The 14,520-nt window shown below is 37.0% G+C and carries 15 protein-coding genes and 1 riboswitch; of the genes, 6 read left to right on the forward strand and 9 right to left on the reverse strand.

Annotated elements, in window-relative coordinates:
- The first annotated feature begins 193 nt into the window (after positions 1 to 193).
- The 3 genes from dacB to BMZ04_RS07810 all read left to right on the forward strand — a co-directional run bounded on the left by dacB (position 194) and on the right by BMZ04_RS07810 (position 4,879).
- On the forward strand, positions 194 to 1,678 hold the full coding sequence (dacB, locus tag BMZ04_RS07800; protein ID WP_255367848.1) for a D-alanyl-D-alanine carboxypeptidase/D-alanyl-D-alanine endopeptidase: 1,485 nt from the start codon (positions 194 to 196) through the stop codon (positions 1,676 to 1,678).
- 130 nt (positions 1,679 to 1,808) lie between these two features.
- Positions 1,809 to 2,384: a TetR/AcrR family transcriptional regulator gene (locus tag BMZ04_RS07805; protein WP_093267563.1), complete on the forward strand. Its 576-nt coding sequence runs from the start codon at positions 1,809 to 1,811 to the stop codon at positions 2,382 to 2,384.
- 389 nt (positions 2,385 to 2,773) lie between these two features.
- Complete coding sequence (locus BMZ04_RS07810; RefSeq protein ID WP_093267565.1) at positions 2,774 to 4,879, forward strand: MMPL family transporter; 2,106 nt, start codon at positions 2,774 to 2,776, stop codon at positions 4,877 to 4,879.
- 107 nt (positions 4,880 to 4,986) lie between these two features.
- On the opposite strand, the gene BMZ04_RS07815 is transcribed toward BMZ04_RS07810, so the two are convergent.
- The 5 genes from BMZ04_RS07815 to BMZ04_RS07835 all read right to left on the reverse strand — a co-directional run bounded on the left by BMZ04_RS07815 (position 4,987) and on the right by BMZ04_RS07835 (position 8,142).
- Positions 4,987 to 5,715: a polysaccharide deacetylase family protein gene (locus BMZ04_RS07815; protein ID WP_093267567.1), complete on the reverse strand. Its 729-nt coding sequence runs from the start codon at positions 5,713 to 5,715 to the stop codon at positions 4,987 to 4,989.
- A gap of 218 nt (positions 5,716 to 5,933) precedes the next feature.
- Positions 5,934 to 6,503 (reverse strand): manganese catalase family protein, encoded by a 570-nt coding sequence (locus tag BMZ04_RS07820; RefSeq protein ID WP_093267570.1) that lies wholly within the window; start codon positions 6,501 to 6,503, stop codon positions 5,934 to 5,936.
- 15 nt (positions 6,504 to 6,518) lie between these two features.
- The gene (locus tag BMZ04_RS07825; protein ID WP_177184375.1) at positions 6,519 to 6,785 is read right to left on the reverse strand and encodes a spore coat protein CotJB; all 267 of its coding nucleotides are present in this window, start codon (positions 6,783 to 6,785) and stop codon (positions 6,519 to 6,521) included.
- On the reverse strand, positions 6,782 to 7,000 hold the full coding sequence (locus BMZ04_RS07830) for a hypothetical protein (RefSeq protein ID WP_255367849.1): 219 nt from the start codon (positions 6,998 to 7,000) through the stop codon (positions 6,782 to 6,784). Before BMZ04_RS07830 ends, BMZ04_RS07825 begins: the two co-directional genes overlap by 4 nt.
- Before the next feature lie 236 nt (positions 7,001 to 7,236).
- Positions 7,237 to 8,142: an AEC family transporter gene (locus BMZ04_RS07835; RefSeq protein ID WP_093267575.1), complete on the reverse strand. Its 906-nt coding sequence runs from the start codon at positions 8,140 to 8,142 to the stop codon at positions 7,237 to 7,239.
- 340 nt (positions 8,143 to 8,482) lie between these two features.
- Here BMZ04_RS07835 and BMZ04_RS07840 point away from each other — a divergent pair, with 340 nt between their 5' ends.
- Together BMZ04_RS07840 and BMZ04_RS07845 are read left to right on the forward strand one after the other, a co-directional pair.
- Complete coding sequence (locus BMZ04_RS07840; RefSeq protein ID WP_255367850.1) at positions 8,483 to 9,049, forward strand: NADPH-dependent FMN reductase; 567 nt, start codon at positions 8,483 to 8,485, stop codon at positions 9,047 to 9,049.
- Between the two features lie 138 nt (positions 9,050 to 9,187).
- On the forward strand, positions 9,188 to 9,610 hold the full coding sequence (locus tag BMZ04_RS07845; RefSeq protein ID WP_093267579.1) for a MarR family winged helix-turn-helix transcriptional regulator: 423 nt from the start codon (positions 9,188 to 9,190) through the stop codon (positions 9,608 to 9,610).
- Positions 9,611 to 9,714: 104 nt separating this feature from the next.
- On the opposite strand, the gene BMZ04_RS07850 is transcribed toward BMZ04_RS07845, so the two are convergent.
- Positions 9,715 to 10,017, reverse strand: a complete 303-nt coding sequence (locus BMZ04_RS07850; protein WP_093267581.1) for a hypothetical protein — start codon at positions 10,015 to 10,017, stop codon at positions 9,715 to 9,717.
- A gap of 201 nt (positions 10,018 to 10,218) precedes the next feature.
- Between BMZ04_RS07850 and BMZ04_RS07855 the strand changes: the two genes are divergently transcribed.
- Positions 10,219 to 10,449 carry a sortase gene (locus BMZ04_RS07855; protein ID WP_093267583.1) on the forward strand — a complete coding sequence of 77 codons (231 nt, stop codon included), beginning with the start codon at positions 10,219 to 10,221 and terminating at the stop codon, positions 10,447 to 10,449.
- A 126-nt stretch (positions 10,450 to 10,575) separates the two neighbouring features.
- Here BMZ04_RS07855 and BMZ04_RS07860 read toward each other — a convergent pair whose 3' ends face one another.
- The 3 genes from BMZ04_RS07860 to BMZ04_RS07870 are packed head-to-tail and all read right to left on the reverse strand — an operon-like array spanning position 10,576 to position 13,989.
- Positions 10,576 to 11,682, reverse strand: a complete 1,107-nt coding sequence (locus tag BMZ04_RS07860; protein WP_093267585.1) for a 5-methyltetrahydropteroyltriglutamate--homocysteine S-methyltransferase — start codon at positions 11,680 to 11,682, stop codon at positions 10,576 to 10,578.
- 1 nt (position 11,683) lies between these two features.
- Positions 11,684 to 12,871, reverse strand: a complete 1,188-nt coding sequence (gene metC, locus BMZ04_RS07865) for a cystathionine beta-lyase (RefSeq protein ID WP_093267587.1) — start codon at positions 12,869 to 12,871, stop codon at positions 11,684 to 11,686.
- A complete protein-coding gene (locus BMZ04_RS07870; protein ID WP_093267589.1) occupies positions 12,868 to 13,989 on the reverse strand; it encodes a methionine biosynthesis PLP-dependent protein in 1,122 nt (373 codons plus the stop codon). The genes metC and BMZ04_RS07870 overlap by 4 nt, the downstream gene beginning before the upstream one ends.
- Positions 13,990 to 14,071: 82 nt before the next feature.
- Positions 14,072 to 14,178: riboswitch (SAM riboswitch) on the reverse strand.
- Positions 14,179 to 14,520: the final 342 nt, after the last annotated feature.

The raw sequence follows: 14,520 nt of genomic DNA on the forward strand, positions 1-14,520 counted from the left end.
GCAAAACAAGATAGCTATCTAAAAAAGAGCTACCTTGTTTTGCAAAGTAGTTAGTTTGAGTATAAATTTTAAAAATTTTAATGTCAACTAGGAAAATGGAACGTATTTTTGAAAAGTTAATAAATTACCTTATTTTCTGACAATTACGTGTTAAACTACAAATAACTACATAATTCAACTTGGGAGGTACATAGTGAATATTTGGAGAAAGATTTTTGTTAGTTTTGTTGCTCTTTTGATGATCAGTAGTTCTGTATTTATTCCACTATCAGAAGATTCTAGTGTGGAAGCGGCTACTTCTTATACAAGTTTACAAAACAAGATAAATAATATTATGGCGGATTATAGAATGAAAAATGCCACGTCGAGTGTAACAATTCGAAAAGCATCGACAGGAGAAGTGGTGTATCAGCATTATGCAGATAAAGGCATTACACCGGCTTCTTCACTAAAGCTTTTAACTGGAGCTGCAGCACTGGATACGCTTGGAGAAAATTATCGTTTTGCTACTACTGTGCTAACGGACGGTAAGGTGAAAAATGGGACGCTGAATGGGAATTTATATGTACGAGGTCAAGGAGATCCTACTCTATTGAAAAACCATTTCGACAGTTTTGCAGATGGGTTAGTGAAACAAGGAGTAAAGAAAGTTTCCGGAAACTTAGTTGGAGATGATACGTGGTATGATAATGTTCGTTTGTCTGCTGGAATTTTGGCAGAAGATGAGCCTTACTATTATGCTGCACCAATTTCTGCATTAACACTTTCACCTAATGGAGATTTTGATGCAGGATCTGTAATGGTGGAAGCAAAACCAGGAACAAATGGAAAAGCAACAAAAGTATCTCTAACTCCTGTTACAAGTGTTTTACAAGTTGTCAATAATTCCAAAACGGTTCCTAAAGGAAATAAAAACACATTAAAAATAACGCGTCAAGTTGGGACAAATAAAGTCATTATTTCTGGAAATGCACCAATTGGTACTTCGGGGAAAAAAGAATGGATATCCGTAACGAACCCAACCCTTTATGTATTGGACGTTTTCAAAAAATCATTAGCAGCAAAGGGTATTACATTTGAGGCGTCTTCTAAGACGGTTCAAGGAAAAACACCTAAAAAAGCAAAAGCGTTAGTATCACGAAAATCCATGCCATTGAAAGAATTAATCATCCCATTTATGAAGCTTAGTAACAACACACATGCAGAAATGTTAGCGAAAGAGATGGGGAAATTTAAATACGATGAAGGTAGTTGGGATGCAGGGTTATTAGTAATGAATGAATACGCAGCATCCATTGGGCTGGATGTATCTAAATGGAAGTTTGAAGATGCATCAGGTATGTCCTACTCCAATAAAGTGACATCGAGTCAACTATCAGACTTGCTCTACAAAGTGCGTTCAGAACCTTGGTATAACACGTATAAAAATAGTCTCCCAATAGGAGGAGATGCTGATCGCTTTGTTGGAGGGACGCTTCGAAATCGACTGAAAGTAGTGCCGGCAAAAGGAAATATCATGGCTAAAACAGGAAGTTTAGAAAATATTAAATCACTTGCTGGCTATGCAAAAACTAAAAGTGGAGAAACACTTATATTTACAATACTCACGGAAGATACGAAATCAAGCACGATCCCAGTTATTGACCAAATCGCAATCACAATTACAAATCATCAATAGAGAAAGTTTTGTTATGGGAGCGTTACAGGTGCTAGGCACCCGTAACGCTCTTTATCATTTTAGCGATAGATCATTTGTTTATCTATTAGTTGGTATATAATATACTGGACAGTAGAATGAGGTGACAAAAGTGGCACGAGAACGAAAATTTACAGATGACCAGTTGTTTCAAGCAACAAAACAAATGATTATACAGGATGGTTATGAAGCATTTACTTTTAGTAAATTAGCGTCCATCTTAAATGTTTCAAGAGGAAGTATCTATAAATACTATGAAAATAAAGATGAGTTAATTTCCGAATTCCTTATGTACGAGATGAATCGTTTTCTGCATGAGTTTCATAAACTTGATAAATCTGGAGATTTCCAGACTCAATTTGAACTATTGATCGATTTTATATTCGAGCAGAGTAATATGCATCAAGTGTTAGAGATTATTCAACAAATTCCAGCAAATACAACGAAAAGAGTGGAGAATAACAAAAACCGTTTGAATGAATACCATATTGATATGTATCAACAACTTCAAGGACTTATCGATTTAGGAAGAAAAGAAAATATTATTAAAAATCATTTACCCACAGCACTTTTGCTAGGAATGACCTTTCAAACGATCGCAATTCCGAACCACTTTAATATATCTCAAGAAGAATGGATTGCTTCTATAAAAGAAGTATTAATTCATGGAATGTTAAAGAAAGAATAACTATATTCAGCAGAAGTCTCCCATTTCTATAAGTGTGGGAGCAATGCATGCACACAATTCAGTGGGGACCACAAACCACTACTGAATATCGAGGAACTCTGGCTTAGATTGCCGCGTCCTGAGGCAACGATTGCATGACCTACATCTTGTGGGCCTCAACGTCCGAGTGACCAACATCTTGTTGGCCCCAAGCAATGGTTTTTCTGCGGAGCTGAACAAAGTGAAGCGGAAGCAATGTTTTCTCTGCGACGAGCTCGCGCAGGGGCAAATACGCCGAGGCGTTTTTGATTTGACATAACTGTCACCTTTATAACATAATGGTACAGATAGTTATGTTTTTTTTGTTCAAAGTGACACTAGTGTCACTAAAAATAAGGAGAGTGAAAAATATGAAAAAAGTGTTACGTCTTGTTACGGATTTCGTAGCTAAAAAAAATGGCATGTGGATTACACTAGGAATTTGGTTAGCTATAACAGTTCTCTTAACTGTTTTTGCACCAGGTGCAAGCGAATATAAAGTATCAAGTGTGGATTCATTACCAAAGGATGCTAAATCAATTATTGCTCAAAAGAATATCGATGAGCATTTTAAAGATGCTGAAAGTCTTCCTGGAATTCTTGTTCTACAATCTGCAGAAGCAGAAATAAATATTGATAACCTAGTAGTAGCTTTAGAGAAAGTAAATGCTGCTAATATAAATGGACTAAAAGAAATGATTTCATTTAATAGTTTGCCGCCTCAGGCTCTAGCAGGTTTCTTCTCAGATGATAAAAAAACAGCTGTTATCCCGTTAAGTTTTGATACATCTTTAGAAACAGATGAGCTAGAAGCTAGTTTGGAAGCAACAAAAGAAATTGTATCAAACGAGACGGGTTCTATTGTATATATGACTGGTCCTGCTGGAATTGCTGTCGATACGACAAATTTATTTTCTAGGGCAGATATTGTTTTGCTATTATCTACTGTAGGAATTATATTAATTCTGTTAATTGTAATTTATCGATCACCACTATTAGCACTAATTCCGCTTTTGGCAGCTGCAATTGTATACCAAGTAGTAAACCAGTTGTTAGGAATTTTAGGGGCAAATGGATTAGAATTAGCTAGTCAATCGGTATCGATTATGTCGATTCTTCTATTTGCTGCAACAATCGATTACTCGTTATTTGTGTTCTCTCGTTACAGAGAAGAATTAAAGAACTATGAAAATAAATTTGATGCGATGAAAATGGCGATGCGTGAAACAGGAATTCCTGTATTCTTTGCAGGAGGTACTGTATTGGCCGCAATGCTTGTGCTCTTCTTTGCTAAATTTGGGGATTATAAAAACTTCGCACCAATTTTCGGTACTACAATGTTGGTCATTATGTTTGCTTCGATAACACTAATCCCGGCACTATTTACATTGTTCGGGCGTAAGGCGTTTTGGCCCCGTGTTCCGAAATACGGAGAAAAAGATGTAAAAGCAAGCTCATTGTGGAGTAAAATTGGTTCATTTGTTACTAATAAACCAATTATTGCGGCTCTTTCAATCTTAATAATACTAGTAGTTTCAGCGTTAAATATGTTTAACATGAAGTATGAGTTTGATACTATCAAGTCTTTTCCTAGTGACATGCCTTCTCGCGAAGGGTTTGAAATTATCGAAAAGAAATTTGAAAAAGGAGATCTAGCACCAACGACAGTTTTATTTGAATCTACAAAGGAAATTTCGGATGATGATCAAGTGAGTTTAATGGATCAACTATCTAAACAAGATTTAGTTAGTTCCGTTCGTCCAACTGGCATTTCTGAAGATGGTCTTGCGATTCAATATCAATTAACATTCGAAGAAAGTCCTTATTCATCAGAAGCGATGGATGCGTTAGAAAAAATGGTAGAGGATGCTGAAAACATAGTAAAAGCTAGCAATGCTGAAGGGGAATTGTTCTTCGCTGGTGAAACAGCTAGTAATGTAGATGATCGATCGGTAAATGATCGAGACTTAATCGTCATCGTGTTACTAGAAACTCTGTTAATCTTCATCTTGCTAATTTTCTTAACAAAATCGATCAAAATGCCAATTTATATGATGGGTACGATATTATTATCATTCTTAGCGGCACTTGGCCTTGGAATGTTCTTATCGAATCTTTTCTTCGATATAGACACAATTAGTAATCGAGTTCCACTGTATTCATTTGTATTCCTAGTAGCGCTCGGAATTGATTACAATATCATTTTAATTTCAAGATTTATGGAAGAACGTCAAAAACATTCTGTAAAAGAAGCGGTACAAATAGCAGTTTCACATACAGGTGGGGTAATATCATCTGCTGGTATTTTACTTGCAGCAACATTCGCAGTATTAATGACACAACCAATTCAATTGCTGTTTGTATTTGGGTTCATCGTCGCAGTAGGGATTATTTTAGATACTTTCTTAATTCGTGGTATTTTATTACCTGCATTAATCGTACTGTTCGAGAAGGATAAAAAAAATAAAAATACTTAGTAATAAACTTTTATTTGCCAAAAATATCGTTACAAGTAGTTATTGTTGCCTGACACCAGTAACATACTTGTAACTTTTACTATAAAGAAATTAAGCCATTTTCTTGATTACTTTTTCAGACTCATACTTGTTATTTCTAATAGCTCGGAGATGGTTACAAATTCATAACCCTGTTGCTCTAATTTGGGAAGAATTTCTTCCAGTGCTTTTACCGTTTGGGAGCGATCTCCACCCGCATCGTGAAATAATACGATATTACCTGGTTTGGCACCAGATAGAACTGTTGATACTATTTTATCTACACCTGGTGATTTCCAATCTTCCGTATCTTGATGCCATGACCACATAACTACTCTGTAGCCATTTTCCACAGCTGTATTGATGATCCGGTCATCGTAACTTCCTCCCACAGGACGATAATATAACGGATAAATACCGGTAATATCATGTATGATTTCATTTGTCTTTTTTAATTCATCCTCTAGTTTCTCTGGGGTGATTTTATAAGGATGGGTATACGTATGATTGGCTATTTCATGTCCTTCTTGTCCCATCTTCAGAATCATATCAGGCATATTTTCTGCACGTTCTCCAATAACAAAAAATGTAGCTTTTGCATCGTATTTTGCGAGTAAATCCAAAATTTGTGTAGTATATGTGGAATGAGGCCCATCGTCAAATGTCAGGGCAATAACTTTTTCCTCAGTCTGAATATCCCAAAGCACATAACCTTTTTCTTCATAATATGGTCTACCTTTATCCATTGCGGAGGAAGCATAAGCGATACAAAAAATTATAATAATAAAAAGTCCAATCTTCCATACTAATGACTTCATTAATAATTCCTCCTAGTTAAGCTATAGTGTGGGAAGTTGATAATCGATGTAATTATTATTCACTCTTACGGCTGGAATATACGGTAATTCACTTTAAACAAATTCTCCTTATCATATATACAAAAAAATGCCTGATAGCTAGAGTTAACTTCGCTATCAAGCATTTTTTTGTATATATGGGGGTTATATTGTAAAAGCTAGGAGCCAAATAAAATGTTTTAAAATATCTTTTTTCGATCTCTTTCTTCTTTTAATATTTCCACGGATTCCCTAAAACGGAGTGAATGGATATTTTCTCTTTCTCTTAAAAACCTGAGTGCATCATTCACACCTGGATCGTCTGAAATATCAATAAGCCATTGATACGTTGCACGTGCTTTTTCTTCGGCTGCGATATCTTCGTACAAATCAGCAATTGGATCTCCTTTTGACTGTATATAGGTAGACGTAAATGGTACACCACCAGCGTTTTCATAGAAAAGCGAATGACCATGATTCACAAAATGCGCCCCGAGTCCAGCTTGTTCTAACTGTTCAGGTGTTGCATCTTTTGTCAACTTATAAATCATCGTTGCAAGCATTTCTAGATGAGAAAATTCTTCGGTGGAAATATCAGTTAAAACACCAATAACCTTGTCTGGAACAGTGTATCGCTGGTTCATATACCTCAGAGCGGCAGCAAGTTCTCCGTCGGCCCCTCCGTATTGTTCCATGAGATACCGTGCGAGCTTCGGATTACAAGTGGTTACTTCTACCGGGTATAAAAGTTTTTTTTCATAAACCCACATTGCTTTTCCCCTTTCTCATCGTTGCCATGGCCAAGGCGTAGAATTCCAGTGCCAACCTACCTCGATTGCTTGTTTGGAAGGAACAGATAATAGAGAAAGAGGACCATATCTCGCTTCATATTGCCTCCTAACTTGTGAAGCTTCCTTTATGGCTTCTCGCCATTGGTGGATAGCCTCTGCATCATTAGGATGAGTATCGGTATATAGAGTTAGCTCTACTACGACAAAATCCGCTTGTTGGACTTTCTTTAACAAATTCCATTCCTCTTCATTTGCATTCATGAAATTCCCTCCTCCCGCGAAAATCCATCCACAAATTGTGGCCATAGAGAGCCTTGTTTTAGAGCTGCTTCTGGAGAATTTTGTGGAAGACCAGGTTGCTGAAAATTCGTGAAAATTTGCGGTGGTAATACAAAAGTCTTCACTAAAATGGGAGGACAAGGGTCACGTGGCGATACATATGGTCTAAAACTACCACGAAATATTGAACGATCCAAATGAAATCACTCCTTCAGATTATCCTATGAAAGTAGTAATTAGCATAATACTGGGGGACAACTCGTTTGAGGAGTTTATTTGAGAATAATAAAAGCCTTCTTCATCTAGCAAAATGAAAGAAGGCTTGTAAAAAAATTATGAAACGTGTCGATTTATGAAAAGTATCCAATGAAATGCTATTCATTTCTTGGAATCTAATAATAGTGGAAATTGGTTAATCGGTAGACGTATTAAATTATATTCCAAGGAAAAACAAAACAAATGGTATGGTGACAATACTAATAATGGTTGTCACAAAAGTCGTGAAGGATACGAGATCTGGTTCCGTGCCAAATTGAAGTGCAAGGAGCGTCGTATTCGCCGCAGTTGGCATAGCTGCTTGTATGATAAATACAGTTTTAATCATATCGTTCAGTGGCATGAAATACACGACTAATGCAGCAATGATAGGCGATATAATCATCCGAATAACAGTTGCCACTGACACATATCGATAAGCAACTTTTTTTCTGGAAATAACGGCTAGCTGCATACCGAGAACGAGCATAACTGTTGGGATAGACGCATCCGCAACAAGTCCGACCCCGTCCATTATCGATTTAGGAACCGAAGCTCCAACTAACTGCAAAAGAATTCCTAAAGCCGCTGCATAGATGAGCGGCATCCGTATGACTCTTTGCATAGATTGACGCCATGATGCTTTTTCCTCTCCACCTAAAGATGCAAAAAAGATTCCAAATGTATTGATGAACAAGCCGTGTAAGACCATAATGATAACAGCATAATCAAAACCAACGGCACCTAACGCAAAAAGAACAACCGGCGCACCATAATTGCCGCTATTCGGAAAAGCACTACCAAGCATCAATGCAGCAAATTGCGGACGTGAAGATTTCATCATACGTGCAATAATCCAAATGATTAGGAAAAGACCAAATATAAGTAAGATACAAGCTAACACCATATAAAAATAATCAATGGTTAATGCATGTGTATAAAAAGTGCGAAAAGCTAAAAAAGGAGACATTAGATAAAGAGCTGCCGTCGAAATAGACTTAATATCAAACCCTATTAATCTTTGCCCTATAAAACCAATGAAAAATATAATAAAAACAGGTAAAATAATCAACAGTAACTCCAAGAAAAATCACCCCGGTAAATATCTAACAAATATATCGCAATGTATTTATCATAACATTAACTAAGTATTAGTATTTATATAAATTTGAAAGTTGTAACAAACTACAAAAAAGATTTTAATGAAAGCTGACTTGTTAAAACGTTTTATAAAAAAACATTCTGGAGTAATCATTAACGAAAAGTATGAGCTAATATTTTGACACTTGATAGTTCTATGATTTATAGTTATTTTGAATTCATAATATATTGATAAAAGATATATTAATTCAAGTTAAGGATGTTGATGGAACATGGGTTTTTTAGACAAAATATTCGGCAAAGCCAAACAGGAGGAAACAGAGATGACAGTAGAAAAATTAAAAATCGGTATTGTAATCGGGAGCGTACGCCAAGGTCGTAATGCAGAAGCAGTAGCTAACTGGATGTATGATTTTGCTTCAAAACGTAACGATGCAGAATATGAATTAGTAGATCTTGCAAACTACAAATTGCCTTTCTTAGGGGAAGAACTTCCTGCAGAAAGACAAGAAGAAGCGAATACAGCAATTAAAGCTTGGTCAGATAAAATGGCTTCATTTGATGGCTATATTTTTGTAACACCAGAATATAACCACGCAATTGGAGGCGCACTAAAAAATGCTACTGATTACTTAAAACCAGAAGTAGCAAACAAAGCTGCTGCTTTTGTTGGTTATGGTAGCTTAGGTGGTACACGTGCACATGAAAATATGCGTCTAATCCTAGGAGAACTTTCAGTTGCAGACGTACGTACAGCTGTTACATTCTCACTTATGAGCGACTTCGAAAACATGAGTGTGTTCAAACCTGCTGATTACCATGCAGCTAATGCTAATGCTATGCTTGATGAAGTTCTTGCATGGAGCGGCGCTTTAAAAACAATTCGCTAATTAATAGGTAAAATACCAAGATGAATTCATTATTCATCTTGGTATTTTTTTATCTCTAATTTGACACCATTTGAAATAAAAGTTATAATATCCTTAATTCAAGATAAATATATTCAAAAGAAAAGGGGAGGGGTCCCAGTGAAGGAAAATCTATCTTTAAAATCATTTGTTGTATTAATGAAAGCTTCCAAAGTAGTGCAAGAACGTACGAAAAAGGATATTAGTAATTATAACATGCACACGTCTGAATTTATGGTGTTAGAAGCATTATACAGCAAAGGAAAACAAACGGTTCGACAAATTTCAGATGCTGTACTTATTAACTCAGGATCGATCACTTACGTAATGGACAAATTAGTGGCGAAAGGTTTACTAGAAAGAATCGACTGTAAAGAGGATCGTCGTGTTGTATATATTCAGATTACGGAAGAAGGAAAAAAATTAATGGATGAAATATTCCCAAAGCATCAATTAATATTGGAAGAAATATTCTCCTGTATTACAGATCAAGAAAAAGAAGTATTCATCGAATTATTAAAAAGAGTTGGAAAGAGAGAGTAGCTATTAATGAAAGTTGATAAATATATCAACAAATAACCTCAGTGGACCGAATAGATTTATAATCGGACTACTGAGGTTATTTGTCAATTCAATAATACTAGTTGCTATTTTTCTGCATGTCTCCATTCTATCTCTTCACCAGTTTTGGGGGAAGTTAGAAATACATCACCTTTTACTAAAGGCATTTCATGGCCATTCGAGTCAATATACTTTCCAGATTCGGGTACTACTTCACCTGTTTTGTGGGTATGCCCCTCTGCGTGTTTCCAATTTGTTGCTATTTCTGATTGTGGACAGGAAGGGAATTTATCCTCTTTATATAATTTTTTAGTAATACCTTCTTCGCATGTATAATCTCCGGTTTCTTGTACAATGTCATCTGTTTGGTGTTCATACATATTTTGCATATAGTATTCCTCCTTCACAATAATAACGTACAGTAATTATTTACCCATCTATTAATCTTACAAACATAGCAAAAATGATATTCTGTTTGTTATGAAGGAGCGAATCCTGATAACGTAGATAAGGCATTGGGAACTATTGATGGTTTAGTCGAACCTGGAATTCTCAATGGATCAACTGCAGTTGCAGGCCACTAATCTTATATATTTGGACAGTTTTTCAATCGGTTGAACGAGCTTCAAATTGGCGATCAATTTGAAGTGGAAACAATAACGGAGACTCTTCAATATGAGATATTCGATATAGTGGTCGTCAAGCCAGAAAATGTGGATATATTAAAACGGCAGAAAGGCATTATGCTTTTATCCTTGCTTACATATTATCCTGAACGATCTAATCAGTTTAGGTTAGTCGTTCAAGCAAAGCAAATTTAATATTAATCAGTAATAAAACACAAGCAGAAAAATAGACTATTTTTCTGCTTGTGTTTTTAATTTCTATTAAAATGGAATTGGTTGCCTTCCTATTCTATCTAGTTGCCCTTAGCCATTTTTAGGAAGTTAATTCCAAACGTTCTCAGCTATTTTCACAACATGGCGAACTTTTTCCCATTGTTCTTCTTCGGTTAAAATATTTCCTTCTTCCGTAGAAGAGAAACCACATTGTGGACTTAAGCAAAGCTGCTCAAGCGGAGCGTATTTAGTAGCTTCTTCAATTCTTGCTTTCACTTCATTTGCGTCTTCTAGTGCTCCGTGTTTAGAAGTGATTAATCCTAATACGATATATAGATTAGGACGGCTAATATGACGAAGCGGTTCAAAGTCTCCAGAGCGTTCATCATCAAACTCTAAAAATAAACCATCTACATCTAGACCGCCAAAAATAGTTTCCGAAACAAGTTCATAACTTCCGCTTGTAATATAAGTAGAGCGGAAATTTCCGCGACAAATATGCATCGTGACAAGCATATCGTCGGGTCTTTTCGCAATAGATTCATTAATAGCACGCGCTGAAAACTTTAGAGCTTCCTCTACACTAAAGCCTCTTTCTTTAAGTCCAGCAATACCTTCCTCGGAGAAAGAAGTTGCCCATGAAGTGTCATCAATTTGAAGATAGCGACAGCCTTCATCATACAGTGCTTGAATAAACCCTTGGTAAGCAGTGATTAGATCATTGAGTAATTCCTCATCACTACTGTAAACTCCATCTTCAATCGTTGCTCTGTAGTAAAGCATATTCGGACTTGGTATTGTAAATTTAGCAACAGCGTCACCTGCGAGACTTTGCAAAAATTTGAAGTGTTCAATCATGTAATGCGTGCTGAATCCGACTTTTCCAGTTACTTTAATGCCATGTGCGCGAGTTTGGACACCCTTAAACGAAAGACCTTTGTCTGTATCGTAAAATTCGACTCCATCTAAGCCACCTAAAAAGTCAAAATGCCACCATTTACGACGGAACTCCCCATCCGTTACTGCTTGTAGTCCAGCTTCTTTTTGTTTGGCAACGAGTTTCGTAATCTCTTCGTCTTCGATTTGTTTTAGTTGTTGTGCATTGATTTCTTTATTTTCAAATTGTGCACGTGCCTCTTTTAAACGTGCTGGTCGTAAAAAACTTCCTACTTGATCTGCACGAAATGGTGCTTTTTGAACTAATTGTTTTGTCATGTTATATTCCAACTTTCTGTTTGATTTTAGATGCGATTAAGAGTGCTTGGTCACAGTCCGCGATTAAATCATCAATATGCTCTAGACCAACAGAGAATCTTAGCAGCCCATCTTTAATTCCCCGTTTTTCTCGTTCTTCTTTCGGTATCGCAGCATGGGACATTGTAGTGGGGTAAGAAAGAATTGATTCGACTCCTCCTAGGCTTACTGCAAAAACCGGAATTTGAATACTTTCTACAAAAGCTTTCGCCGTTTCTCTGTCAGGAAGACAGAATGATAAAACGGCGCCTGGACTTTTCGCCTGTCTTGCATGAATATCGTATCCCGGATGTGTGGATAAGCCCGGGTACAACACTTCCTCCACCAAAGGATGGTTATTTAAATAATTTGCAAGCTTTTGTGCTGATTCGGTCGACTGCGATAAGCGCGCACCCATCGTTTTAATACCTTGAATTAATGAAAAAGAATCCTGTGCACCTAGAATGGCACCAAAAGAGTTTTGGATAAATCCTAGTCGACTTCCCAGTTCCTCATCCTTTGTAACGGCAAGCCCGGCAATGATATCGCTGTGTCCAGATAAAAACTTCGTAGCACTATGTAACACGATATCAACACCCAAATCAAGCGGACGTTGATAGAGGGGTGTCATAAACGTATTGTCTAGAAAAGTTAAACAGTTATTTGCTTTTGCAAGGGCGACAACTGCCTCGATATCCGTAATACCTAATCGTGGGTTTGCAGGTGTTTCGATAAAAAGGACTTTAGTATTTGGACGAACTGCTTTTTCGACTTCTTCTACATTTGTAAAATCGGCAAATGTATGGTCAATGCCGAATCTCGGTAATACTTCCGTTATAAAACGATATGTTCCACCGTATACTTCTTCGGTTACAACAAGATGATCCCCGGAAGAAAGTAACATTAAAGCAGAGGAAATTGCCGCGATACCAGAGGCAAAAGCAAAACCTCTTGTGCCACCTTCTAATTCAGCAATCGTTTTTTCAAGTGCATCTCTTGTCGGATTGCCAGATCTGCTATAGTCATATGGTCCAAAGCTATCAAAGCTTTCTTGATGGAAAGTAGAAGACAAATAGATTGGTACATTGACTGCCCCTGTTTTTTGCTCGTAATTGCCACGAGTGGAGGCAGTGATTAAGCTAGTTTCTAAACTTTCTTTTACGTTACTCATGAATGAATCACATCCCGTTCTAATTTTGCAAAAACTTGTTTCAAATCCGCGATTAAATCTTCCGCCTCTTCCACTCCGACAGAGAAACGTAATAAACTATTATCCACACCTCGTGCAACTCGCTCTTCTTCTGGAATATCCGCATGAGTTTGGGTAGTAGGGTATGTGATAAAACTTTCGACACCACCTAAACTTTCTGCAAAAACGATTAATTGAAGGTTTTCTAAGAAAGGTCCAACCCAATCACTTTTCTGTAAGCGGAAAGAAAGCATGCCTCCGATTCCAGGATATAGCACATCTTTTACAACACTTTCCTTTTGTAAAAACTCCACGATTTTCTTCGCATTCGCATCATGTTGTTTCATGCGCAAGTGTAGCGTTTTTAATCCCCGAATTAATAACCAAGAATCGAAAGGGGAGAGGACAGCTCCTGCAGCATTATGATTTATTATTAATTTTTCGCTAAGTGTTTTTCCTTTAGTTACAACAAGACCAGCAAGGACATCATTATGCCCACCAATATATTTCGTGGCACTATGCATCACAATATCTGCCCCTAGCTCAATTGGCCGCTGTAAATAAGGAGTTAAGAACGTGTTATCCACAATCAGTAGTAATTGATATTTTTTTGCTAAAGCGCTGTATTGTGCAATATCAAATTCTTGCATGAGTGGATTTGTAGGTGTTTCGATGAAAATTGCTTTTGTGTTTTCTGTTATTAATGCTTCTACTTCTTCGATGGAGTCAAATTTAGCATAGGACGTACGAATGTTGTAGGAGTCTGCGTATTGATTGAACAAACGATATGTCCCACCATAAAGATCTTCAGGTGCAATGATTTCATCCCCAGATCGGAAAAGTGACAATATTAACTGGATTGCGGCCATACCGGAACTACAGGCAAAACCTGCATCACCACCTTCTAACTTCGCAATTCCTTCTTCTAAAATCGTTCGAGTTGGATTTTTTGTACGCGTGTAGTCGTAACCGGTGGATTGACCAACCCCCGCATGTTTATAAGCTGTTGATAAATGAATAGGGGGATTGACGGCACCTGTCCGCGGGTCACTATGATTTCCTAATTGCACTAACTCGGTTTCTAAACTCTTTTTTGTCATTAATAATCATCCTCTACTAATAAAGTAAAATAAAAAGAGGATTCCCTATAAGAAGAGAATCCTCAAAAATTTGAAGTTAGTCTTCTTATCTTCTAGACATTTACTGTCTATTGGAGTTAGCACCATACCTAAATGTGGCTGGTTGCTGAGACATCTTCGGGCCAATCCCTCCGTCTCTCTGGATAAGAAATAAAATATGAAATTTTCTAAATGTTTAATTTCAATAAGTTTATCACGGTAAGTATATAAATACAAGGTGAATTTTATATGTTGTTTATTCACCATTTTGTACGGTTTTCTTTCATCAAGAAAAGAACATTACTTGTAGTTTTATGTTTCAGTTCTCTTTGTAGGAATAAGGGGTAACAATTAGTTTCCGCTAGGATTTCCGCTGCAGGGCGGACGCTTTCCGCGGGGTGAGCGATGAGCCATCACCGTAGCTTCGCGTCCGTTGTGATGTCTCATCTGTCTCACCGAGGAACAAAGGCTAAGGGCGCCACATCGTGTGGCAACGCCTTCGTGACCAACATC

Origin of the sequence: Psychrobacillus sp. OK032 (genome assembly GCF_900111345.1) — a bacterium.
Classification (GTDB): Bacteria; Bacillota; Bacilli; order Bacillales_A; family Planococcaceae; genus Psychrobacillus.

Coding starts and splice junctions, on each gene's coding strand:
- metC (WP_093267587.1), bottom strand. CDS start 12,871: ATGAGTAACGTAAAAGAAAGTTTAGAAACTAGCTTAATCACTGCCTCC.
- BMZ04_RS07825 (WP_177184375.1), bottom strand. CDS start 6,785: ATGAATGCAAATGAAGAGGAATGGAATTTGTTAAAGAAAGTCCAACAA.
- BMZ04_RS07820 (WP_093267570.1), bottom strand. CDS start 6,503: ATGTGGGTTTATGAAAAAAAACTTTTATACCCGGTAGAAGTAACCACT.
- BMZ04_RS07840 (WP_255367850.1), top strand. CDS start 8,483: ATGACAGTAGAAAAATTAAAAATCGGTATTGTAATCGGGAGCGTACGC.
- BMZ04_RS07870 (WP_093267589.1), bottom strand. CDS start 13,989: ATGACAAAAAAGAGTTTAGAAACCGAGTTAGTGCAATTAGGAAATCAT.
- BMZ04_RS07860 (WP_093267585.1), bottom strand. CDS start 11,682: ATGACAAAACAATTAGTTCAAAAAGCACCATTTCGTGCAGATCAAGTA.
- BMZ04_RS07850 (WP_093267581.1), bottom strand. CDS start 10,017: ATGCAAAATATGTATGAACACCAAACAGATGACATTGTACAAGAAACC.
- BMZ04_RS07815 (WP_093267567.1), bottom strand. CDS start 5,715: ATGAAGTCATTAGTATGGAAGATTGGACTTTTTATTATTATAATTTTT.
- BMZ04_RS07810 (WP_093267565.1), top strand. CDS start 2,774: ATGAAAAAAGTGTTACGTCTTGTTACGGATTTCGTAGCTAAAAAAAAT.